Annotated in this window: 19 protein-coding genes, 1 rRNA gene and 1 riboswitch; of the genes, 15 read left to right on the top strand and 5 right to left on the bottom strand. The window is 70.3% G+C overall.

Annotated elements, in window-relative coordinates; all coding sequences use genetic code 11:
• From rrf to AB0E14_RS36110, 11 genes are all read left to right on the top strand, one after another.
• Positions 1-88: ribosomal RNA gene (gene rrf / locus AB0E14_RS36160) — 5S ribosomal RNA — on the top strand; the annotation flags it as partial.
• Positions 89-236: 148 nt separating this feature from the next.
• A complete protein-coding gene (locus tag AB0E14_RS36155; RefSeq protein WP_362428536.1) occupies positions 237-845 on the top strand; it encodes a CDP-alcohol phosphatidyltransferase family protein in 609 nt (202 codons plus the stop codon).
• Positions 846-962: 117 nt separating this feature from the next.
• Entirely contained in the window at positions 963-3,458 is a 2,496-nt protein-coding gene (locus AB0E14_RS36150) for a mannose-1-phosphate guanyltransferase (RefSeq protein ID WP_362428533.1), read from the top strand.
• Between the two features lie 101 nt (positions 3,459-3,559).
• Complete coding sequence (locus AB0E14_RS36145; RefSeq protein ID WP_362428530.1) at positions 3,560-4,489, top strand: DUF881 domain-containing protein; 930 nt, start codon at positions 3,560-3,562, stop codon at positions 4,487-4,489.
• Entirely contained in the window at positions 4,486-4,818 is a 333-nt protein-coding gene (locus AB0E14_RS36140) for a small basic family protein (protein WP_015032176.1), read from the top strand. The genes AB0E14_RS36145 and AB0E14_RS36140 overlap by 4 nt, the downstream gene beginning before the upstream one ends.
• A 5-nt stretch (positions 4,819-4,823) precedes the next feature.
• Positions 4,824-5,684, top strand: a complete 861-nt coding sequence (locus AB0E14_RS36135) for a DUF881 domain-containing protein (protein ID WP_362428527.1) — start codon at positions 4,824-4,826, stop codon at positions 5,682-5,684.
• A gap of 82 nt (positions 5,685-5,766) precedes the next feature.
• Complete coding sequence (locus tag AB0E14_RS36130; RefSeq protein ID WP_362428542.1) at positions 5,767-6,687, top strand: FHA domain-containing protein; 921 nt, start codon at positions 5,767-5,769, stop codon at positions 6,685-6,687.
• Between the two features lie 26 nt (positions 6,688-6,713).
• A complete protein-coding gene (locus AB0E14_RS36125; protein WP_362428524.1) occupies positions 6,714-7,457 on the top strand; it encodes a MerR family transcriptional regulator in 744 nt (247 codons plus the stop codon).
• Between the two features lie 53 nt (positions 7,458-7,510).
• The gene (locus AB0E14_RS36120; RefSeq protein ID WP_026281837.1) at positions 7,511-7,984 is read left to right on the top strand and encodes a bifunctional nuclease family protein; all 474 of its coding nucleotides are present in this window, start codon (positions 7,511-7,513) and stop codon (positions 7,982-7,984) included.
• 252 nt (positions 7,985-8,236) lie between these two features.
• On the top strand, positions 8,237-8,839 hold the full coding sequence (locus AB0E14_RS36115; RefSeq protein WP_362428520.1) for a MerR family transcriptional regulator: 603 nt from the start codon (positions 8,237-8,239) through the stop codon (positions 8,837-8,839).
• A gap of 79 nt (positions 8,840-8,918) precedes the next feature.
• Entirely contained in the window at positions 8,919-10,301 is a 1,383-nt protein-coding gene (locus tag AB0E14_RS36110; RefSeq protein WP_362428517.1) for a DNA polymerase IV, read from the top strand.
• 259 nt (positions 10,302-10,560) lie between these two features.
• Here AB0E14_RS36110 and AB0E14_RS36105 read toward each other — a convergent pair whose 3' ends face one another.
• Positions 10,561-10,929: a PRC-barrel domain-containing protein gene (locus AB0E14_RS36105; protein ID WP_362428514.1), complete on the bottom strand. Its 369-nt coding sequence runs from the start codon at positions 10,927-10,929 to the stop codon at positions 10,561-10,563.
• Positions 10,930-11,053: 124 nt separating this feature from the next.
• Positions 11,054-11,153: riboswitch (glycine riboswitch) on the top strand.
• Between the two features lie 177 nt (positions 11,154-11,330).
• Here AB0E14_RS36105 and gcvP point away from each other — a divergent pair.
• Complete coding sequence (gcvP, locus tag AB0E14_RS36100) at positions 11,331-14,216, top strand: aminomethyl-transferring glycine dehydrogenase (protein WP_362428511.1); 2,886 nt, start codon at positions 11,331-11,333, stop codon at positions 14,214-14,216.
• A gap of 103 nt (positions 14,217-14,319) precedes the next feature.
• Here gcvP and AB0E14_RS36095 read toward each other — a convergent pair whose 3' ends face one another.
• Positions 14,320-14,526 (bottom strand): DUF5999 family protein, encoded by a 207-nt coding sequence (locus tag AB0E14_RS36095; protein ID WP_361969845.1) that lies wholly within the window; start codon positions 14,524-14,526, stop codon positions 14,320-14,322.
• 366 nt (positions 14,527-14,892) lie between these two features.
• Positions 14,893-15,513, bottom strand: coding sequence for a hypothetical protein (locus AB0E14_RS36090; protein ID WP_362428506.1), 621 nt, complete (start codon positions 15,511-15,513; stop codon positions 14,893-14,895).
• A gap of 488 nt (positions 15,514-16,001) precedes the next feature.
• Here AB0E14_RS36090 and AB0E14_RS36085 point away from each other — a divergent pair, with 488 nt between their 5' ends.
• Positions 16,002-17,507, top strand: coding sequence for a glutamate-cysteine ligase family protein (locus AB0E14_RS36085; protein ID WP_362428503.1), 1,506 nt, complete (start codon positions 16,002-16,004; stop codon positions 17,505-17,507).
• 103 nt (positions 17,508-17,610) lie between these two features.
• On the top strand, positions 17,611-18,390 hold the full coding sequence (locus AB0E14_RS36080; protein WP_362428539.1) for a CPBP family intramembrane glutamic endopeptidase: 780 nt from the start codon (positions 17,611-17,613) through the stop codon (positions 18,388-18,390).
• A gap of 59 nt (positions 18,391-18,449) precedes the next feature.
• Here the strand turns inward: AB0E14_RS36080 and AB0E14_RS36075 are convergent, their stop codons facing one another.
• Together AB0E14_RS36075 and AB0E14_RS36070 are read right to left on the bottom strand one after the other, a co-directional pair.
• Complete coding sequence (locus tag AB0E14_RS36075) at positions 18,450-19,259, bottom strand: PhzF family phenazine biosynthesis protein (protein ID WP_362428500.1); 810 nt, start codon at positions 19,257-19,259, stop codon at positions 18,450-18,452.
• Between the two features lie 188 nt (positions 19,260-19,447).
• The gene (locus AB0E14_RS36070) at positions 19,448-20,041 is read right to left on the bottom strand and encodes a DinB family protein (RefSeq protein ID WP_362428497.1); all 594 of its coding nucleotides are present in this window, start codon (positions 20,039-20,041) and stop codon (positions 19,448-19,450) included.
• A gap of 134 nt (positions 20,042-20,175) precedes the next feature.
• Here AB0E14_RS36070 and AB0E14_RS36065 point away from each other — a divergent pair, with 134 nt between their 5' ends.
• Positions 20,176-20,796 carry a PadR family transcriptional regulator gene (locus tag AB0E14_RS36065; RefSeq protein WP_362428494.1) on the top strand — a complete coding sequence of 207 codons (621 nt, stop codon included), beginning with the start codon at positions 20,176-20,178 and terminating at the stop codon, positions 20,794-20,796.
• The last annotated feature ends 130 nt before the right edge of the window (positions 20,797-20,926 follow it).

The raw sequence follows: 20,926 nt of genomic DNA, 5'->3' as shown, positions 1-20,926 counted from the left end.
CGGTTACATTCCGAACCCGGAAGCTAAGCCTTTCAGCGCCGATGGTACTGCAGGGGGGACCCTGTGGGAGAGTAGGACGCCGCCGAACAATCATTAGCCTCAACCCCCGGACCTGGTCCGGGGGTTGAGGCATTTTTGCGTTCACGAGGGGGTTGCTGCCCCCTGTGCATCCGGGTGTCGTGGCTGAGGGTAAGGTCAGGGGGCATCATTCGCACGTTCCCACAGGAGGCCCCCGGGTGGAGGTCCAGGAGACTCGCGTTCAGACGGACCGGGTCCTCACCATCCCCAACATCCTGAGCATGGCTCGGCTGGTGGGTGTGCCGCTCTTCCTGTGGCTGATTCTCCGCCCCGTGTTCGGCGGTCCCAACAGCGATGGCTGGGCTCTGCTCGTCCTGATGCTGAGTGGCGTCAGCGACTATCTCGACGGGAAGCTCGCCCGGCGCTGGAACCAGATCAGCAGCCTCGGCCGGCTGCTCGACCCGGCCGCTGACCGGCTGTACATCGTTTCCACCCTCATCGGGCTGACCTGGCGCGAGATCCTGCCGCTCTGGCTCACCCTCGCCCTTTTCGCCCGCGAGCTGATGCTGCTGGTCATGGTAGGAATCCTCCGCAGGCACGGGTATCCGCCGCCGCAGGTGAACTTCCTGGGTAAAGCTGCGACATTCAACCTGATGTACGCGTTCCCCTTGCTGCTGCTCAGTGACGGAACGGGCTGGCTTTCGTCACTCGCCGAAGTTTTCGGGTGGGCCTTCGCCGGATGGGGTACAACTCTGTATTGGTGGGCAGGGATCCTCTACGTGGTCCAGGTCCGTCGACTCGTGAAGGCGGATACCGCGGCCGATTGAGCCCGCCTGTCCTGTGCCGTGCAGCGTCGCCGGCACGAACGAGGACTCCCGAGGCCCACTGAGCGGACAGGGTGAAGTCGGCAGGACCGTCGTCTCTTCAAGGAGGACGCTTCCGACATGAAGGCCGTCGTGATGGCCGGTGGCGAAGGAACCCGACTTCGCCCCATGACCTCGAGCATGCCCAAGCCTCTCCTGCCGGTGGCGAACCGGCCGATCATGGAGCATGTCCTGCGACTGCTCAAGAGGCACGGTCTCACCGAGACCGTCGTGACCGTGCAGTTTCTCGCCTCGCTGGTCAGGAACTACTTCGGTGACGGCGAAGAGCTCGGAATGGAGCTCACGTATGCCAACGAGGAGAAACCGCTCGGTACCGCGGGGAGTGTGAAGAATGCCGAGGAGGCGTTGAAGGACGACGCCTTCGTCGTCATCTCGGGGGACGCACTCACCGACTTCGATCTGACCGACCTGATCGCCTTCCACAAGGAGAAGGGCGCCCTGGTCACCGTCTGTCTGACCCGTGTGCCGAATCCGCTGGAATTCGGCATCACGATCGTCGACGAGGAGGGGAAGGTCGAGCGGTTCCTGGAGAAGCCGACCTGGGGACAGGTCTTCTCGGACACCGTGAACACGGGCATCTACGTCATGGAGCCCGAGGTCTTCGACTACGTCCAGGCCGATGTCTCGGTGGACTGGTCGGGTGATGTCTTCCCTCAACTCATGAAGGAGGGCAAGCCGATCTACGGCTATATCGCCGAGGGCTACTGGGAGGACGTCGGTACCCACGAGAGCTACGTCAAGGCCCAGGCCGACGTGCTTGAGGGCAAGGTCCAGGTCGACATCGACGGCTTCGAGATCTCGCCGGGCGTGTGGGTCGCCGAAGGCGCCGAGGTGCACCCCGAGGCCGTGCTGCGCGGGCCGCTCTACATCGGCGACTACGCGAAGGTCGAGGCCGGCGCGGAGGTGCGCGAGCACACCGTCATCGGGTCGAACGTCGTCGTCAAGAGTGGCGCGTTCCTGCACAAGGCCGTGATCCACGACAACGTCTACATCGGACAGCAGAGCAATCTCCGCGGCTGCGTCATCGGGAAGAACACCGACATCATGCGGGCGGCCCGGATCGAGGACGGTGCCGTCATCGGGGACGAGTGCCTGGTCGGTGAGGAATCGATCGTTCAGGGCAACGTCCGGGTCTATCCCTTCAAGACCATCGAGGCCGGCGCCTTCGTCAACACCTCCGTCATCTGGGAGTCGCGCGGGCAGGCGCATCTCTTCGGGGCGCGTGGAGTCTCCGGGATCCTGAATGTGGAGATCACGCCCGAGCTTGCCGTCAGGCTCGCGGGCGCGTACGCGACGACGTTGAAGAAGGGCGCGACGGTCACCACCGCGCGTGACCACTCCAGGGGCGCGCGTGCCCTGAAACGGGCCGTGATCTCGGCGCTCCAGGCCAGTGCCATCGACGTACGCGACCTGGAGAACGTGCCGCTTCCGGTGGCACGGCAGCAGACCGCTCGGGGGAGCGCGGGCGGGATCATGCTGCGGACCTCGCCCGGTGTGCCGGACTCCGTCGACATCATGTTCTTCGACGAGCGCGGAGCCGATCTCTCGCAGGCCGGACAGCGCAAGCTGGACCGGGTCTTCGCACGACAGGAGTACCGGCGGGCGTTCCCGGGCGAGATCGGTGATCTCTCCTTCCCGGCGAGCGTCTTCGACTCGTACACCGGTTCGTTGCTGCGGAATGTCGATATCTCAGGGATCGCGGAGGCGGGACTGAAGGTCGTTGTCGACGCGTCCAACGGCAGCGCGGGGCTCGTTCTGCCGAGCCTGCTCGGCCGGCTCCAGGTGGATTCGTTGACGATCAACCCGGGGCTCGACGAGGCGCGGCCGACCGAGTCGGCGGAGACCCGGCGGGCCGGGCTCGTACGGCTCGGGGAGATCGTCGCCTCGGCGCGGGCCGCGTTCGGGGTGCGGTTCGATCCGGTGGGTGAGCGGCTGTCCCTCGTCGACGAGCGGGGCCGGATCATCGAGGACGATCGCTCGCTCCTCGTGATGCTCGATCTCGTGGCCGCCGAGCGGCGTTCGGGACGGGTGGCGCTGCCGGTGACGACCACGCGGATCGCCGAGCAGGTGGCGGCGTACCACGGCACACAGGTGGAGTGGACGACGACCTCGCCGGACGATCTGACCAGGGTCGGGCGTGAGGAGTCGACGATCTTCGGTGGTGACGGGCGCGGCGGATTCATCATTCCCGAGTTCAGCAGCGTCTTCGACGGGTCCGCCGCGTTCGTCAGGCTCCTCGGGCTCGTCGCGCGGACACAGCTCACGCTGAGCCAGATCGACGCCCGCATCCCGCGGGCGCATGTCCTGCGGAGGGATGTCGCGACGCCGTGGGCGGTGAAGGGTCTCGTGATGCGGCGAGTGGTGGAGGCGGCCGGTGAGCGGTCCGTGGACACCACCGACGGCGTGCGGGTCGTCGAGGCCGACGGGCGGTGGGTGATGGTGCTGCCCGACCCGGCCGAGGCCGTCACCCATCTGTGGGCCGAGGGACCCGACGACACCTCCGCCCAGGCGCTGCTCGACGAGTGGTCGAACGTGGTCGACAGCGCAGGTCACTGAACCATTGGGGCCGCTGAGCCGGGTGGTGTCCGCCGGACACCGCCCGGCCCGGCGGTGGGGCCATTCGGCGGTAGCAGCCCCGACGTGCGACGATGTGCGGCATGTCGCAGCAGCCCCCCGTTCGGAGCACCGGAACACCACCGCCGCGCCCGGACGCGTCCATGTCGCTGCTGAACAACGTGATGGACCACGCGCTCGACGACGGCTACGCCGAGGCCTCGGCCCGGCGCGCCGCCGAGGGCGGCGGACTTCCCCGTACGCTCCGGGCCAAGCTGGGCCTCGCGGCGGGCCTCGTCCTGGCGGCCGCCGTGGTGACCGTGGGTGCGGCCGAGGCGCGGATCTCCGCCCCGGTCGTCGCCAAGGAGCGGCAGGAACTCATCGACCGGATCGAGGCGGACACCTCCGCGGCCGACAGGCTGGAGGAGGACGTCGAGAAGATCCGGGTCGAGGTCGGGGAGCGGCAGCGCAGGGCGCTCGAACAGCACGGTGGTGACCAGGCCGAGTTGGTGGCGCTGCTCTCCGGTGCGACGCCGGTGCGCGGCCCGGGTGTGAAGCTCGTCGTCGACGACGCCAAGGACACCGAGAGCGGCGGCGGGGGTCCCCGGGAGAGCAGCGGATTCTCCGACACCGGGCGGGTCCGCGACCGCGACATGCAGCGGGTCGTGAACGGGCTGTGGGAGTCGGGCGCCGAGGCCGTCTCGATCAACGGTCAGCGGCTGACGTCGCTGTCCGCGATCCGTGCGGCGGGCGACGCCATACTGGTCGACAACAAGCCGCTGGTCCCGCCGTACACCGTTCTCGCGGTGGGGGACGGGCAGCGCCTGAGCACCGCGTTCCAGGACAGCGCCGACGGGCAGTATCTGCACGCGCTGCAGGAGAACTTCGGAATCCGTACGAGCATCTCGGCCGAGGCCGAGGTACGTCTGCCGGCCGCGCCGAGCCTGATCGTACGTACAGCAGAGCCGAGGGGAGCCGGGGCGGCCAAGGCCACCGGGCGGGCCACGGCCGACACAGGGAAGGGCACATCTTGATCGCCGTACTGGGCCTGATCGTGGGAGTCGTGGTCGGACTGTTGGTCCGTCCCGAGGTTCCGGCGGTGGTCGAGCCCTATCTTCCGATCGCCGTGGTCGCCGCCCTCGACGCCGTCTTCGGCGGCCTGCGGGCCATGCTCGACGGGATCTTCGTCGACAAGGTCTTCGTGGTCTCCTTCCTGTCGAACGTGGTGGTGGCGGCGCTGATCGTCTTCCTCGGTGACAAGCTGGGTGTCGGCGCGCAGCTGTCGACGGGTGTGGTCGTCGTGCTCGGCATCCGGATCTTCTCCAACGCGGCCGCCATCCGGCGGCACGTCTTCCGGGCGTGACGCCGATGAGCAACGACGTGAACCCGGGAACCCCAGAGAACCCCGACGACGACCGGTCGAAGCCGGCGGAGCCGTCCGCTCCCGGCGCCGCTCCCGCCGACGGGCCCGAGACGCAGCCGACCGCGCCGCAGCCGTCCGGTTCGCAGCAGACGGGGCGGCAGCGGCTGGCCGCCGGCCTGTGGCCGCCGCGGGTGAGCCGGGCCCAACTCATCGTCGCCCTGCTGCTGTTCGTCCTCGGCCTGGGCCTCGCGATCCAGGTCCGTTCCACCAGTGACAACAGCGCGCTGCGCGGCGCCCGCCAGGAGGACCTGGTCCGCATCCTGGACGAGCTCGACGACCGGACGCAGCGCCTGGAGGACGAGAAGGCCCGGCTGGAGACCCAGCGCTCGGAGTTGGAGTCCAGCTCGGACCAGGCCGAGGAGGCCCGCAAGCAGACCCAGGAGAAGGAGCGCCAGCTCGGGATTCTGGCCGGAACTGTCGCTGCGGAAGGCCCGGGGATCACGCTCACCGTCCGCGGGGCGGAGGCGGCGGTCGAGTCGGACATGCTGCTCGACGCGATCCAGGAGCTCCGTGCCGCGGGCGCCGAGGCGATCCAGATCAACGATGTGCGGGTGGTCGCGGACAGCTACTTCACAGGAAGTGGCGCTGACATAGAGATCGATGGAACGAAGGTGACCGCTCCGTACGTCTTCAAGGTCATCGGCAAGCCCGAGGATCTCGAGCCCGCGCTCAACATCCCCGGTGGCGTCGTGCAGACGCTGGAGAAGGAGCAGGCCACCGCGACCGTGGCCCGGTCCCAGAAGATCGTCGTGGATGCCTTGCGACCTGCGAAGCGGCCTGACTACGCTCAGTCGTCCTCGCAGTGAGGCGGGGGCACATGGCAGCCGCGCGACATGGGGATGGCGTTGCGGGGGGTCGCCGCACCACAAGGGTGGTGCGTGGTGGAAACTGTCGGGTGGATACGGACGTTGTGAGGATGTCCGGGTCGGCAGGTGTGTTCATTCAGGGTTCGTCCTGCCCCACGGGCGGGTCTGTTTCGGTCAAGGGGAATCGCCCGTGAGTTTTTTTGCGAAGTTGTTCGGCAAGAGCGCACGCGAGGACGGCGGCAACGCCAAGCACCGCGCGCCGCGCCACGCCCAGAGCGAGGAGGAGCAGGGCGGCGAACGCCCGCTCTTCCGTGACGAGGTCGGCGGCGAGGGCGCGTCGTCTGTTGACCCTGCCGGTGCCGGGCGCATAGGTTTCGGAGAACCATCAACCTCAAGTACGGGTGGAGGGTTCACCCCCGACCCGTACGCGACCCAGACCTCCGCGGGTCAGCCGCGGCGGGAGGACGCGTCCATGCCGGTGTGTACGAGGTGCGGTCACCGCAATGCCGCGGACAGCCGTTTCTGCTCCCACTGCGGCACTCCGCTGCGCGGCGGGGCGAACGTGGAGCGTCCGTCCGAGACGACGTCGACGATCTCGATCTCCGGTCTTGAGGCGTACGACGCCGAGGTGACCGGTCAGACGCAGCTGCCGAACCTGTCGCCCGAGGCGCTGGCGGCCGTCGAGGCGCTGCCGGCCGGATCGGCGCTCCTGGTGGTGCGCCGGGGACCGAACTCGGGGAGCCGATTCCTGCTGGACAGCGAGCTGACCACGGCCGGCCGTCACCCGCAGAGCGACATCTTCCTCGACGACGTGACCGTGTCACGGCGCCACGTGGAGTTCCGGCGGGCGCCCGACGGCAGCTTCACGGTCGCCGACGTCGGCAGCCTCAACGGCACGTACGTGAACCGTGAGCCGATCGACTCGGTGGTTCTGTCCGCGGGCGACGAGGTGCAGATCGGCAAGTACCGGCTGGTCTTCTACTCGAGCCAGCGAGGCGTGTGACGCCTCGGGAACTTCAGGGAAGGTCCATGTTGCGAACTCCGACGGGTGGTACCGGTCACGGTGCCGCCGCTGCGGGCGACCGGCTGGTCAGCATCGGGACGGTGCTGAACCAGCTGCGCGACGAGTTTCCCGAAGTGACCATCTCGAAAATCCGGTTCCTGGAGGCCGAGGGGCTCGTCGAGCCCCGGCGGACGGCCTCCGGGTACCGGAAGTTCAGCCCGCAGGACGTGGAGCGGCTCGCCCAGATCCTGCGGATGCAGCGTGATCACTATCTTCCACTGAAGGTCATCCGCGAGCATCTCGACGCCCTCGCCCGGGGTGAGCAGGTCAGGCTGCCGGCTCCCACTCCCCAGCGGGACCTGCTGGACGGTGCCTGGGACCCGGAGGGCGATCGTCCGACCGCCGCCCGGGTGGGGCGGGCCGAGCTGCTCGCGGCCGCAGAGGTCACGGAGGCCGAGCTCGTGGAGTGGGAGTCGTACGGACTCCTCACCGCCGGGCCCGAGGGCGGCTACGACGCCGAGGCGGTGACCGTCGCCAGGCTTGTCGCGGATCTGGGGAGATTCGGTCTGGAACCTCGGCATCTGCGGGCGGTCAAAGCGGCCGCCGACCGGGAGGCGGGGCTCGTCGAGCAGATGGTGGCGCCGCTGCGCCGGCACCGTAACCCGCAGACCAGAGCCCATGCGGAGGCGACCGCGAAGGAGCTCGCAGGGCTCTCCGTACGGCTGCACGCGGCACTGGTCCAGACCGCCCTGGGGCTCCGGTTGCAGTGATCTTGTCGGGGCCCGACTACCCAAACCGGTCGGGCACGTCCTAGGGTTGCTGTGTGAACGAGCTCGACGTTGTGGGTGTCCGGGTGGAAATGCCCTCCAACCAACCGATCGTGCTCCTGCGTGAAGTGGGAGGCGATCGGTACCTCCCCATCTGGATCGGACCGGGGGAGGCGACCGCGATCGCCTTCGCGCAGCAGGGCATGGCCCCTGCCAGGCCGCTGACGCACGACCTTTTCAAGGATGTCCTTGAGGCGGTGGGCCAGGAGCTCACCGAGGTCCGCATCACCGACCTCCGTGAAGGTGTCTTCTACGCGGAGCTGGTCTTCGCCAGCGGCGTCGAGGTGAGCGCCAGGCCGTCCGACGCGATAGCGCTGGCCCTGCGCACCGGGACGCCGATCTACGGCAGTGACGGCGTGCTGGACGACGCCGGTATCGCGATTCCGGACGAGCAGGAGGACGAGGTGGAGAAGTTCCGCGAGTTCCTCGACCAGATCTCTCCCGAGGACTTCGGGTCCAGCAGCCAGTGACGTAGCCGTGCGACGTGTCGTGCCCGGTGTGCGGAGGTGTCGCGGGCCGGGCAGGGCCGTGCCGGGAGTGAGGTTTCGGCCGTCGTGCGCGGGGCACAGGCAGCGCATTCGGAGACCCTTTCCCCGGAGAGGGACACGGGAAACCACTCTCAGGGTGATTATCACTCGGCGTGCCGAGTGTGGCGATCGTTGACGCACCCCAAGTGACTGCCTACCTTCGTGTGGGCAGGTCAAGGACGGAGGGTCGGCGTGATGAGCAGCGGCGACGGTACGGCAGGGGGCTCCCTCGGGCGCGCGCCCGTGGAGAGCGGTCCGTATCCGCTTCACGGCAGTCCGGCGGTGGACGCTTCGGCCGGCACGGACACGGTGGGGTATCGGGGGCCGACCGCGTGCGCGGCGGCGGGGATCACCTACCGCCAGTTGGACTACTGGGCACGCACGGGGCTCGTCGAGCCGAGCGTGCGGCCCGCGTACGGGTCCGGGACGCAGCGGCTCTACAGCTTCCGTGACGTCGTCGTCCTGAAGATCGTCAAGCGTTTCCTGGACACCGGGGTCGCGCTGCAGAACATCCGGGCGGCCGTCCAGCATCTGCGGGCGCGCGGCTTCCGTGACCTGGAGCGGATGACCCTGATGAGCGACGGGGCGACGGTGTACGAGTGCTCGTCGCCCGACGAGGTCGTGGACCTGCTCCAGGGTGGTCAGGGCGTCTTCGGCATCGCCGTGGGCGTCGTGTGGCGGGATGTCGAGGCGGCGCTGTCCCAGCTGCATGGGGAGCGCGTCGACACCGGCGAGACCCTCATCGGGCACAACCCGGGCGACGAACTCGCCCGACGGCGGCGCGACCGGGCGGTCTGAGCACCGGGGGCTGCCTGCTTCTGGCGCGGCCGTACGGGAGTGCGGGCCGATTGTCAGTGGCGTGGGGCAGCATCGGAGTGTGAGAACCGCGCCGACGATTCTGCATCTCGACATGGATGCCTTCTTCGCCGCCGCCGAGCAGGCGGCGAAGCCGAGTCTGCGCGGGAAGCCGGTGGTCGTCGGAGGGCTCGGTCCGCGCGGGGTCGTGGCCACGGCGTCGTACGAGGCGCGGAGGTTCGGGGTGCACTCGGCGATGCCGATGGCACAGGCCCGCAGGCTCGCGCCGAACGCCGCCTATCTCGTGCCGCGCTTCGGTTTCTACCGGTCGATCAGCGAGCAGGTCATGGAGCTGCTGGGGCAGCTCTCGCCGCTCGTGGAGCCGCTGAGCCTGGACGAGGCCTTTGTGGACCTGGAGGCCGGGGGTGTGGCCGATGACACCGGGACGGCGCGGGAGGCCGGTGAGCGGCTGCGCAGGGACATTCTCGGCACCACGGGGCTGACGGGGTCGGTGGGGCTCGCGGGGTCCAAGATGCTGGCCAAGATCGCCTCCGAGGAGGCCAAGCCCGACGGCCTGGTGCTCATAGAGCCCGGGACCGAGCGCGAGCTGCTCGGGCCGAAGTCCGTGCGGATCCTGCCGGGGGTGGGGCCGGCCACGGGGGAGCATCTGCGGCGGGCCGGGATGACGACGGTGTCGGACCTCGCGGAGGCCGGTGAGGACGAGCTCGTACGGCTGCTGGGGCGGGCACACGGAGCGTCGCTGTACCGGATGGCCCAGGGGTACGACGATCGGCCCGTGGTGGCCGAGCGGGACGCCAAGTCGGTGTCGGTCGAGGACACCTTCGACGTGGACCTGCACGATCGGGTGCGGATCCGGATCGAGGTGGAGCGGCTGGCCGAGCGGTGTGTGGGGCGGCTGCGCGCCTCGGGGCACTCGGGGCGGACGATCGTGCTGAAGGTGCGGCGCTTCGACTTCTCGACCCTGACGCGGTCGGAGACCCTGCGGGGCCCGACGGACGACCCGCTGGTGGTGCGGGAGGCTGCGGGGCGGCTGCTGGAGGGCGTCGACACCACGGGCGGGGTGCGGCTGCTGGGGGTGGGGGTGAGCGGGCTCGCGGACTACACGCAGGAGGACCTGTTCGCGCAGGCGGAGGCGGCGGAGGCCGCGGAGGAGTCTCGGGACCCCGGCGCGGTGGAGGAGGTGGCTGCCCCCGAGGCGGCTACGGCGGAGGAGTCGGCCGCGGCCGGCTCGCGGCGGTTTGCGCCCGGGCACGACGTACGGCATGCCGTGTACGGGGCCGGGTGGGTGCAGGGGAGCGGGGTGGGGCGGGTCACCGTGCGCTTCGAGGAGCCGGGGTCGGCGCCGGGGAGGGTGCGGACGTTCCTCGTCGACGATCCGGAGTTGGTGGAGGGGGAGCCGTTGCCGCTGGTCGGGGGAGGGAGCGGGGCGGCGGCGGTCGCCTAGGGGGTGCGCCCGGCCTGCGGCCGGGCTGGGGTTCCCACCCGCACCACCCGTGCGACTGGATGGGCAGAGGTGCGGGTGCTCCTGTGTGTGGCTGAGCGCCGTCGGCGGGCTCGGGAGGTGGGTGCGTCGCCTGCCCGTGCGGCGGGGGCGGCAGGGTTTGCGGGTGCTCGTTCGTGCGTGGCTGGGCGCCTTCGGCGGGGCTTCCCGTGTGTGGCTGGGTGCGGTTGGCCTGGTAGGGGCGCCGTCGGTCCCTCGGCGGTCATGTGTCGTCGTGGCCTGCCAGGCGGCCGAAGTCGTGGTCCGGGGGTGGTGGGGGCGGGAGGGCAAGGCTGTAGTGGCGGTAGAGCTGGAGTTCTTGTTCCGGGGACAGGTGGCGGCCCACGCCGAAGTCCGGGGCGTCCTTGATCAGGGCGCGTTCGTACGGGATGTGGAGGGCGTCGTCGACCAGTTCGCTCGGCTCCAGGGGGACGAAGGCGTCGCGGCCGAAGAGACCCGTGCGGACCGCCGCCCATTCGGGGACCCCCGTCGCGTCGTCCAGGTACACCTCGTCCACGGTGCCGATCTTGTGGCCGTTGCAGTCGAACGCCTTGCGGCCGATCAGGCTGCGCGGATCGATGTCGGTCTGCACGGTCCCTCCAACTGGTCGCAGCTGCTCGTTGAAGACCTACAAAGAATACGAAAGTGCACATCTGGGATGTCGGCCACTTGAGCGATGGAAGACGGAACCGCGCTGGTAGGCTGGCTGTGGCTGTCGACCCCGTGCGGGAGAGTCCTCCGGAGAAACCTTTCGGAGGCGCCGAAGGAGCAAATCCTCCCCGGAATCTCTCAGGCACCCGGTACCGCATGGACGAGGTCACTCTGGAAAGCAGAGCGGAGGTCCGACGGCGTCCGCTCTCACCGACGGTGAAAGCCGGCGGGCCTTTGGTCTGCCGGTGAAGCTCTCAGGTTGAGATGACAGAGGGGGAGGCCGTCCGGGCACCCGCGCCGTGGTGTCCCTCGCAGGTCGTGACGACCAGGAGGCCTCCGTACATGACCGCCAACCGCATTTCGCTCTCCGAGCTCGAACAGGGCATCCCGTTCGAGCAGCGGCACATCGGGCCCGACGCCGAAGCCCGGGCCAAGATGCTCGCGCAGGTCGGCTACGGCTCGCTCGACGAGCTGACGGCCGCCGCCGTGCCGGACGTGATCAAGAACGCCGAGGCCCTCGGCCTGCCCGCTGCCCGTACCGAGGCCGAGGTGCTCGCCGAGCTGCGTGAGCTCGCCGACCGCAACCAGGTGCTCGCGCCGATGATCGGTCTCGGCTACTACGGGACCTTCACGCCGCCGGTGATTCTGCGGAACGTCATGGAGAACCCGGCCTGGTACACCGCCTACACGCCGTACCAGCCCGAGATCTCGCAGGGTCGGCTCGAGGCGCTGCTCAACTTCCAGACCGTGGTCGCCGACCTCACCGGCCTGCCGACCTCCGGCGCCTCGCTGCTCGACGAGGGCACCGCCGCCGCCGAGGCCATGGCGCTCTCCCGCCGTGTCGGCAAGGTCAAGAACGGGGTCTTCCTCGTCGACGCCGACGCGCTGCCGCAGACCATCGCCGTCATCGAGACCCGCGCCGAGCCGACCGGTGTCGAGGTCGTCGTCGCCGACCTCTCGGCGGGCATCCCCGCCGAGGTCGCCGAGCGCGGGGTCTTCGGCGTGCTGCTCCAGTACCCGGGCGCCTCCGGTGCCGTGCGGGACATCAAGCCGCTGATCGACGCCGCCCACGAGCTCGGCGCGATCGTCACCGTTGCCGCCGATCTGCTCGCGCTGACGCTGCTGACCTCGCCCGGTTCCCTCGGGGCCGACATCGCCGTCGGCACCACCCAGCGGTTCGGCGTGCCCATGGGCTTCGGCGGGCCGCACGCCGGCTACATGGCCGTCCAGGACAAGCACGCCCGCTCGCTGCCCGGCCGCCTGGTCGGCGTCTCCGTCGACGCCGACGGCAACCGCGCCTACCGCCTGGCCCTGCAGACCCGCGAGCAGCACATCCGCCGCGAGAAGGCCACCAGCAACATCTGCACCGCGCAGGTGCTGCTCGCCGTCATGGCCGGCATGTACGCCGTCTACCACGGGCCCGACGGGCTGAAGCAGATCGCTCAGCGCGTCCACCGGTACGCCTCCGTTCTCGCCGCCGGCCTCACCGCCGGTGGCGTGGAGGTCGTCCACGGCTCCTTCTTCGACACCGTCACCGTCCGCGTCCCCGGCAAGGCCGCCGAGGCCGTCGCCGCGGCCCGCGAGGCCGGCGTCAACCTGTACCTCGTCGACGCCGACCACGTCTCTGCCTCCTGCGACGAGACCACCGGGCGCGCGCAGATCGCCGCCGTCTGGGCCGCCTTCGGCGTCGACGCCGACATCGAGGCCCTGGACTCGGCCGGCGAGGACGTGCTGCCCGCCGGGCTGCTGCGCTCCGACGCGTACCTCACGCACCCGGTCTTCCACGCGCACCGCTCCGAGACGTCGATGCTGCGCTACCTGCGCCGGCTCGCCGACCGCGACTACGCGCTCGACCGCGGCATGATCCCGCTCGGCTCCTGCACGATGAAGCTGAACGCGACCACCGAGATGGAGCCGGTGACCTGGCCCGAGTTCGGCCAGATGCACCCCTTCGCCCCGGTCGAGCAGGCCCAGGGCTACCTCACGCTCATCACCGAGCTCGAGGAGCGTCTCGCCGAGGTCACCGGCTACGACAAGGTGTCGATCCAGCCCAACGCCGGTTCGCAGGGCGAGCTGGCCGGTCTGCTGGCCGTCCGCGCCTACCACCGCGCCAACGGCGACGAGCAGCGCACCGTCTGCCTGATCCCGTCCTCCGCGCACGGCACCAACGCCGCCTCCGCGGTGATGGCCGGCATGAAGGTCGTCGTCGTCAAGACCGCCGACGACGGCGAGGTCGACGTCACCGACCTGCGCGCCAAGATCGCGCAGTACCGCGACGAGCTGTCCGTGCTGATGATCACCTACCCGTCCACGCACGGTGTGTTCGAGGAGCACGTCGCCGACATCTGCGCCGAGGTCCACGAGGCCGGCGGCCAGGTCTACGTCGACGGCGCCAACCTCAACGCACTCGTCGGGCTCGCCAAGCCCGGCAAGTTCGGCGGCGACGTCTCGCACCTCAACCTGCACAAGACCTTCTGCATCCCGCACGGCGGTGGCGGTCCCGGCGTCGGACCGGTCGGTGTGCGCGCGCACCTCGCGCCGTACCTGCCGAACCACCCGCTGCAGCCGACCGCCGGTCCCGAGACGGGCGTCGGCCCGATCTCGGCCGCCCCGTGGGGCTCGGCCGGCATCCTGCCGATCTCCTGGTCGTACGTGCGCCTGATGGGCGGCGAGGGCCTCAAGCGCGCCACGCAGGTGGCCGTCCTGGCGGCGAACTACATCGCCAAGCGCCTGGAGCCGCACTACCCGGTGCTGTACACCGGTCCGGCCGGGCTCGTCGCCCACGAGTGCATCGTCGACCTGCGCCCGCTGTCCAAGGCGACCGGCGTCAGCGTCGACGACATCGCCAAGCGCCTGATCGACTACGGCTTCCACGCGCCGACGATGTCGTTCCCGGTGGCCGGCACGCTGATGATCGAGCCGACCGAGTCCGAGGACCTCGCCGAGATCGACCGCTTCTGCGACACGATGATCGCGATCCGCGGCGAGATCGAGAAGGTCGCGTCGGGCGAGTGGCCGGCCGGGGACAACCCGCTGGCCAACGCCCCGCACACGGCCGCCGCGCTCGGTGGCGAGTGGAACCACCCGTACACCCGTGACGAGGCGGTCTTCCCGGCCGGTGTCTCGCCCGCGGACAAGTACTGGCCGCCGGTCCGCCGGATCGACGGCGCGTTCGGCGACCGCAACCTGGTCTGCTCCTGCCCGCCGCTGGACGAGTACGACCACTGATATCGGCATGAGTCAGGGCCGGTTCGGAGAGTTCTCTCCGGGCCGGCCCTTTCGTGTGCGCGTTCCCTCGTACGTGTCGTGCCCCGGGCACGCCGGCCCGAAGTCAGGCGGCGGTCGTCACCCGGCCCGTCGTCAGCGGGCGGTGCGGGGCGATGATCTGGCCGTCCGGCAGCAGTTCACCGGTGTCCTCGAAGAGCAGGACCCCGTTGCACAGCAGGCTCCAGCCCTGCTCCGGATGGTGCGCCGTCATGCGGGCCGCCTCCCGGTCGGCGGATTCGGCGGTGGGACAGGCAGGCTGGTGCTGGCACATGGATGGGTTCTTTCGCTGCGTCGTGGTGAGTGAGTCTGTCGTCCTGCGGCTCGGTTCGGTGCTCATGGCCGCCCCCCGTTGTCGGTTCGGTTGGTCCAGTGTTCCCCCACGGACGGCGATCCGCAGGTATTTCGCGGCAGCTCTTCCTACTGCATGAAGACGTATCACCCGCGCGGGCGGTTCAGCTCAACTGGGCGGTCTCTTCGGGTGGTTCGGGGTAGCCCTGATGGGCTAGCCCGTAAGGGGAGGGGGTGTTCGAGACGGTCGTTCGGCAACGGTCCTTCCTCCCCCGCGTGCTCGCTCGGGCAGCAGCGCGCCCCGCGGCCGGGTGGGCGCGCGGGGCGCGATACGTTCCGGGAGACCCGCTCAGGCGGGCGCCGGGGTGCCGAAGAGCGGCGGGGGAGCAAGCCGCAGGGTGAGCACGGGCAGCAGGTCGGCGACCAGGTGCGGCTGGTTCGCCGCGATGCCGGGCGGTGCCGGGGCGAGCGGGATCAGCAGGTCCGCCGGGTCGGGCGCGGAGGACGTGCCGTCGGACTCCGTGTCGCCGTGCAGCCAGAGGGTCAGCATGTACAACTCCGGTACGGACAGCAGCCGGGGCTGGTACGTCGTGGGCAGCGCCTCGGCCTGCAGCAGCGCCCGTTCGGTGGCGGTGACGTAGGGGCCTTCGAAGAAGTGCGAGAAGGACCAGCCGTCGGGGGTGAGCATCGTGTCGGCGGCGGCGATCGCCCGGTCGGTGCCTCGGATCAGGAAGCGCCAGCCGGCCAGCCGCGTGCGCGGCGCCTGCCCGGGCGGGAGGACCTGGTCCCGTACGTCGACGACCTGGTCCCGTACGTCGAGGACGTGGACGGGCAGGGGCAGCTCGGGGCTCAGTGGCCCCTGGGCCGCACGCAGGGCGGGAGTTCGTGCCTCGCGGACGGCGGTGGGGGAACCGAGGGCCGCGAGGACACTGCGCAGGGCCGGCGCGGGGGCCGGGGAGGGTCGAAGCATGATGGGTCGCCTCTCGCTCAGGAGACACGGTGACGCGTGGGCAGGTACGACGGCGCTGTGGGCTGCCGGGCCGGAGGGGCCGTGAAGCCATGGATGTCATGGCCGGGTGCCAACACTCTGCCTCGTTCGCGGAGTTTATACGAGACGTGTTCACACGGTGTTTCCGCTAGCGGTCGCCAATATTGCGCGCAAGGCCTCATCCGGTCTCGCTCCGGCGGCGATTCATCGTATTTGCGACGCGCGCCGGTCTTCTGCCTGCGCGGACTTCACCGGAGTGGACGGCCGGATATCGACCCCATGCTTTCGGTGAATATGGCTGCGGAATATGTCCGTTGCCGGATGACTCTGGGAGGTGCCGGGGGATTGCTCGATCCAGCCTATCGTTCAACGAGGGCGGTCCGCAGGCGTTATGGATCAATCGCGTGGGCATCATCGTCCGTGACGCGCGCGGCCGTCGCCGTGGCCGCCCGATCGGGAGGGAAGCTTCCATGGGGGAGAAGGTCGTGGCGGACGGGTTCGACCTGTCCGATCGGCAGCGATACCGCAGGAAGCTCCAGCAGTGTCTGGCGGGTCTTGCGAGGCTCCTGGCGGAGAAGAGGTTCGACCGGCCGAGGAATCTGATGGGACTCGAGATCGAACTCAATCTCGCGGGCGCCGACGGCATGCCCAGGATGGTCAACGGAGCCGTCCTCGAACGCATCGCCAGCTCGGATTTCCAGACCGAACTGGGAATGTTCAATCTCGAAGTGAACATCGCCCCGCATCGACTCGGAGGGCGCGTTTTCGATCGGCTCGCGGAGGAACTCAGGACCGGCTTGGGATATGCCGATCGCAAGGCGCGTGAACTCGACGCGGGCGTCGTCATGATCGGAATACTGCCGACGCTCGCCCAAGGCGATCTCGTCTCCGAGAACCTCTCCGCAGTCGACCGTTACACGCTGCTCAACGATCAGATCGTCGCCGCCCGGGGCGAGGACTTCACCCTCGACATCCATGGCGTCGAGCAGCTGACCTGCACGGCCACGTCCATCGTGCCCGAGGCGGCCTGTACGTCCGTGCAGTTGCACCTCCAGGTCACGCCCGCCCGGTTCGCCGCCGTGTGGAACGCGGCGCAGGCCGTGGCGGCGGTCCAGATCGCCGTCGGCGCCAACTCCCCGTTCCTCTTCGGCCGGGAGCTGTGGCGGGAGTCCAGGCCGCCGCTCTTCACCCAGGCGACCGACACCCGGCCGCCGGAGCTCCAGGCCCAGGGGGTGCGGCCGCGGACCTGGTTCGGGGAGCGGTGGGTGGACTCCGCGTACGACCTCTTCGAGGAGAACCTCCGGTACTTCCCCGCCCTCCTGCCGATCTGCGACGACGAGGATCCGCTCCGCGTCCTGGACGAGGGCGGCGTGCCGCGGCTGCAGGAGCTGGTCCTGCACAACGGGACCGTGTACCGCTGGAACCGGCCCGTGTACGGCTGGGTCGACGGCGTCCCGCATCTGCGGGTGGAGAACCGGGTGCTGCCCGCCGGGCCGACCGTCACCGACGTCGTCGCCAACGCGGCCTTCTACTACGGCCTGGTGCGGGCGCTCGCCGAGGACTCCCGGCCCGTCTGGAAGCGGCTGCCCTTCGAGGACGCCGCCGCGAACTTCGACACCGCGTGCCGGCACGGCATCGACGCGGAGCTGCGCTGGCCGCGCCCCGGGCGCTCGGGCGCAGTGGCCGCCGTGCCGGCCGTACGTCTGGTCCTCGACGAACTGCTTCCGCTCGCGGCGGCCGGGCTCGACGCCTGGCACGTCGAGCCTGCCGACCGCGACTTCTACCTCGGTGTCATCGAGGAACGGTGCCGGGGACGGGTCAACGGGGCGTCCTGGCAGGTCGACACCTTCCACCGGGCGCTCGCCTCCGGCCTGGACCGCGATGCCGCCCTCGCGGCCACGACCCGCCGCTACGCCGAGCTGATGCGGGGCGGCGAGCCGGTGCACCGCTGGCCGGTGGGGCTCGCCCAGCCCTGAGTACGGCACCGGAATGGCGCGGGGCAGGGGCCGTCACGCATGATCTCCGTACCCGGAACGCGATGGGGAAGTGGAGACAGGTGTGGTGTCGGATCAACGTGTGGTGCCTGATGCCCTGCCGCCCGGCGGCCTTCCGCGCGGGATCCTGCGGTCCGAGACCCTGATCGTCCTGGCGCTGTCGCTCGGCGCGAGCGCGGCGTCCTCCCTGATCAGCTTCGTCGGTTCGCTGACCAAGCCCGGCGGGCTGAAGGAGCAGGCGGCGACGCTCAACGGTTCGTACGCGCCCGGGCGGCCCTGGCTCGATCTGGCCTGGCAGCTCTTCGGCATCGCCACGGCGCTCGTCCCGGTCGTGCTCGTCGCGCACCTGCTGCTGCGGGAGGGCGCGGGGATGCGGTCGATCGGCTTCGACCGCACCCGGCCCTGGCCCGACCTCGGCAGGGGCGCGCTGGTCGCGGCCGGGATCGGCAGCGCGGGCCTCGCGTTCTACCTCGCGGCGCGGGGTGCCGGATTCAACCTGACGGTGGTGCCCGAGTCGCTGCCGGACGTGTGGTGGAAGTACCCGGTGCTGATCCTCTCGGCGGTGCAGAACTCCGTCGTGGAGGAGGTCATCGTCGTCGGCTATCTGCTGCGCCGGCTCGGGCAGTTGGGGTGGTCGCCGACGGCTGCGCTGATGGCGAGTTCGGTGCTGCGCGGCTCGTACCACCTCTACCAGGGCATCGGCGGCTTCATCGGCAACGTGGTGATGGGGGTCGTCTTCGTCTACCTCTACCGCCGCTGGGGCCGGGTCGGCCCGCTGGTGGTGGCGCACGCGCTGCTCGACATCGTGGCCTTCGTGGGATACGGGCTGCTGGCCGGGCGGGTGGACTGGCTGCCCACCGTGTAGGACGCCAGGAAGGGGCGTACGGCCGGTGCCGTACGCCCCTTCCTCGTCTGCGGGGACCGTCAGGCGCGCAGGTCGCCTTCGATGACCGTCACCGCGTCGCCGGTCAGCAGGGTGCGGTCGCCGCGCAGCCGGGTGGAGACGATGCCCGTACGGGCGCCGCCCTGGAACCCGGTGAGGTCGTCGCGGCCGAGACGGGCGGACCAGAGCGGCGCGAGCGCGGTGTGGGCGCTGCCGGTGACCGGGTCCTCGTCGATGCCGAGGCGGGGGAAGAAGGCGCGGGAGACGAAGTCGTAGCCCCGCTCGGGCTGTTCGGCGGCGGCGGTGACGACGACACCGCGCTCGGCGAGGCCGGCCAGGGTCGCGAGATCGGGCGTCAGAGAGCGCACGGCGGCCTCGTCGCGCAGCTCGACGACCAGGTCCCCGATGTGGGCGGCGGTGTCGTGCACGGCGACGATCTCGGCGCCGAGGGCCTTCTCGAGCCCGGCGGGGGTCTCGATCGGGGTGAGGGACGAGGTCGGGAAGTCCATCGTGATCGAGCCGTCCGGCGCCGCCGTCGCGCTCAGGATGCCGCAGCGGGCGGCGAACCGGACGGTCCCGGTCGCGGCTCCCGTGGTGTGCAGGACATGAGCGGCGGCGAGGGTGGCGTGGCCGCACATGTCGACCTCGGCCACCGGCGTGAACCAGCGCAGCGCCCAGTCGGCCTCGCCACCGGGGGGAAGGGGGTGGGCGAAGGCCGTCTCGGAGAGGTTGACCTCCGCGGCGACCTTCTGGAGCCAGTGGTCGTCGGGGAAGGAGTCGAGGAGGAGGACCCCTGCCGGGTTGCCGGAGAAGGGGCGGTCGGTGAAGGCGTCGACGATTCGGATCCGCATGGACCGGACCGTACCGTGACGGGAAAGCGGCAGGCCAAGGCCAATTCCGGAGGACTGGACCGATCTCCGGGGACGGGTGGAGACCGGTGAGGACCGGGGTGCCGGGGGCCTGGGGCCCCGGGCGGGGCGGCGCGGGTCTCGTGTCCCCCCGGCGCCGCCGGCCTGTCCGTCGCTGAGTCGCCAAGTCGTCAGGCGTTCTTGTCGGCCTCCCGGGCGGCGTGCTCCAGGCGGCCTCGGTACTCCTCCCACCACGCCGTGTCGCCCGGGGGAATGCTGGTGTTCCGCTCGTTCATGCCCACGGCGCCGTCCAGGAGCTCGCGGATGATGTCGGCGTGCCCGGCGTGGCGGTGGGTGTCGGCGATGACGCGGACGACGGCGTGGTGCAGCGTCACCTCGTCCCTGCCCTCGGGCCACCAGGGCACGGTGCCGACCGTGTCGAGGGGCAGCGCCTCGATCGTCGCGTCCGCGTGGGCCCAGGCCCGGCGGTAGAGCCCCACGATCCGCTCGCGCGACTCCTCGGCGGTCGCCCACATGTCCGCGTTGGGTTCGGCGCCGTCCGCGAGCCACGGCAGCGGCTCGTTCGAGGGCCGGCCGAAGGTGTCCCCGAGGTAGCCCAGCTCGACGCTCGCCGCGTGCTTCACCATGCCCAGCAGGTTGGTGCCGGTCGGTGTCATCGGGCGCCGGACGTCGTACTCGGAGAGTCCGTCGAGCTTCCAGAGCAGGGCGTCGCGGGCGGACTGGAGGTAGAAGCGGAGGTCTGCCTTGGGATCCGTGGCGTTCATGGGCGCCAGTCTGTCGGCCGGCCCGCGCTCCGGTCCCGTGCTTTTCGGTCGGGATTGGCAAACGAAGTATTCCGATATATCGTTGAGGCATCGCGACCGTTCGACGATACAAACCCGATGGAAGGAGCGTTGCGATGCGTTCACATGGACACGAACACGGACATGGAGACTGCGGACCCGGACCTCGCGGCTGGGGCGGCTTCCGCGGTGACGACGAGCGGCGGCGCGCCGCCTTCGGCCCGTTCGGGCCGGGGTTCGGCGGCGGGCCGTTCCGGGGAGGACCCGGCGGGCGCGGTCATGGAGGCGGCCGGGGGCGGGCGCGGCGCGGTGACGTGCGCGCCTCGATCCTCGCGCTGCTGAAGGACCGGCCGATGCACGGCTACGAGATGATCCAGGAGATCGGCGAGCGCAGCGGCGGGGCGTGGAAGCCCAGCCCCGGCTCGGTCTACCCGACCCTGCAGCTCCTCGAGGACGAGGGTCTGATCACCAGCGAGAGCGAGGGCGGCAAGAAGCTGTTCACGCTCACCGACACCGGCAGGACCGAGGCCGAGTCGGGGCCGGACGCCCCGTGGGAGGAGGCCGGGCGCGGTGTCGACTGGGAAGCCGTCAACGAGATCCGGCAGGCCGGCTTCGGTCTGATGGAGGCGTTCGGTCAGGTCTGGAAGACCGGCAGCACCGAGCAGCGGCAGAAGGCCGTCGAGGTCATCAACGAAGCCCGAAAGAAGCTGTACCTGATCCTGGCCGACGAGGGCTGACCTTCAGGGCCGGGAGAACGTCGAGGGGCCCGCGCGGCGATCGCCGCGCGGGCGCCCGGTGGGGGCGGGGGGGTGGTTGCCGGGGGGGGGTGGGTTTGGGGGGGGGGGGAAGGGCCCGCCGGCGGGGGGT

It is taken from the genome of Streptomyces sp. NPDC047981, from assembly GCF_040653315.1.
Taxonomy (GTDB): Bacteria; Actinomycetota; Actinomycetes; order Streptomycetales; family Streptomycetaceae; genus Streptomyces.
Note: the sequence above shows the minus strand (reverse complement) of the source record. Positions and strands in the feature narration are given on the sequence as shown.

Coding starts and splice junctions, on each gene's coding strand:
- AB0E14_RS36150 (WP_362428533.1), top strand. CDS start 963: ATGAAGGCCGTCGTGATGGCCGGTGGCGAAGGAACCCGACTTCGCCCC.
- AB0E14_RS36145 (WP_362428530.1), top strand. CDS start 3,560: ATGTCGCAGCAGCCCCCCGTTCGGAGCACCGGAACACCACCGCCGCGC.
- AB0E14_RS36135 (WP_362428527.1), top strand. CDS start 4,824: ATGAGCAACGACGTGAACCCGGGAACCCCAGAGAACCCCGACGACGAC.
- AB0E14_RS36125 (WP_362428524.1), top strand. CDS start 6,714: ATGTTGCGAACTCCGACGGGTGGTACCGGTCACGGTGCCGCCGCTGCG.
- AB0E14_RS36115 (WP_362428520.1), top strand. CDS start 8,237: ATGAGCAGCGGCGACGGTACGGCAGGGGGCTCCCTCGGGCGCGCGCCC.
- gcvP (WP_362428511.1), top strand. CDS start 11,331: ATGACCGCCAACCGCATTTCGCTCTCCGAGCTCGAACAGGGCATCCCG.
- AB0E14_RS36095 (WP_361969845.1), bottom strand. CDS start 14,526: ATGTGCCAGCACCAGCCTGCCTGTCCCACCGCCGAATCCGCCGACCGG.
- AB0E14_RS36090 (WP_362428506.1), bottom strand. CDS start 15,513: ATGCTTCGACCCTCCCCGGCCCCCGCGCCGGCCCTGCGCAGTGTCCTC.
- AB0E14_RS36085 (WP_362428503.1), top strand. CDS start 16,002: ATGGGGGAGAAGGTCGTGGCGGACGGGTTCGACCTGTCCGATCGGCAG.
- AB0E14_RS36075 (WP_362428500.1), bottom strand. CDS start 19,259: ATGCGGATCCGAATCGTCGACGCCTTCACCGACCGCCCCTTCTCCGGC.
- AB0E14_RS36070 (WP_362428497.1), bottom strand. CDS start 20,041: ATGAACGCCACGGATCCCAAGGCAGACCTCCGCTTCTACCTCCAGTCC.
- AB0E14_RS36065 (WP_362428494.1), top strand. CDS start 20,176: ATGCGTTCACATGGACACGAACACGGACATGGAGACTGCGGACCCGGA.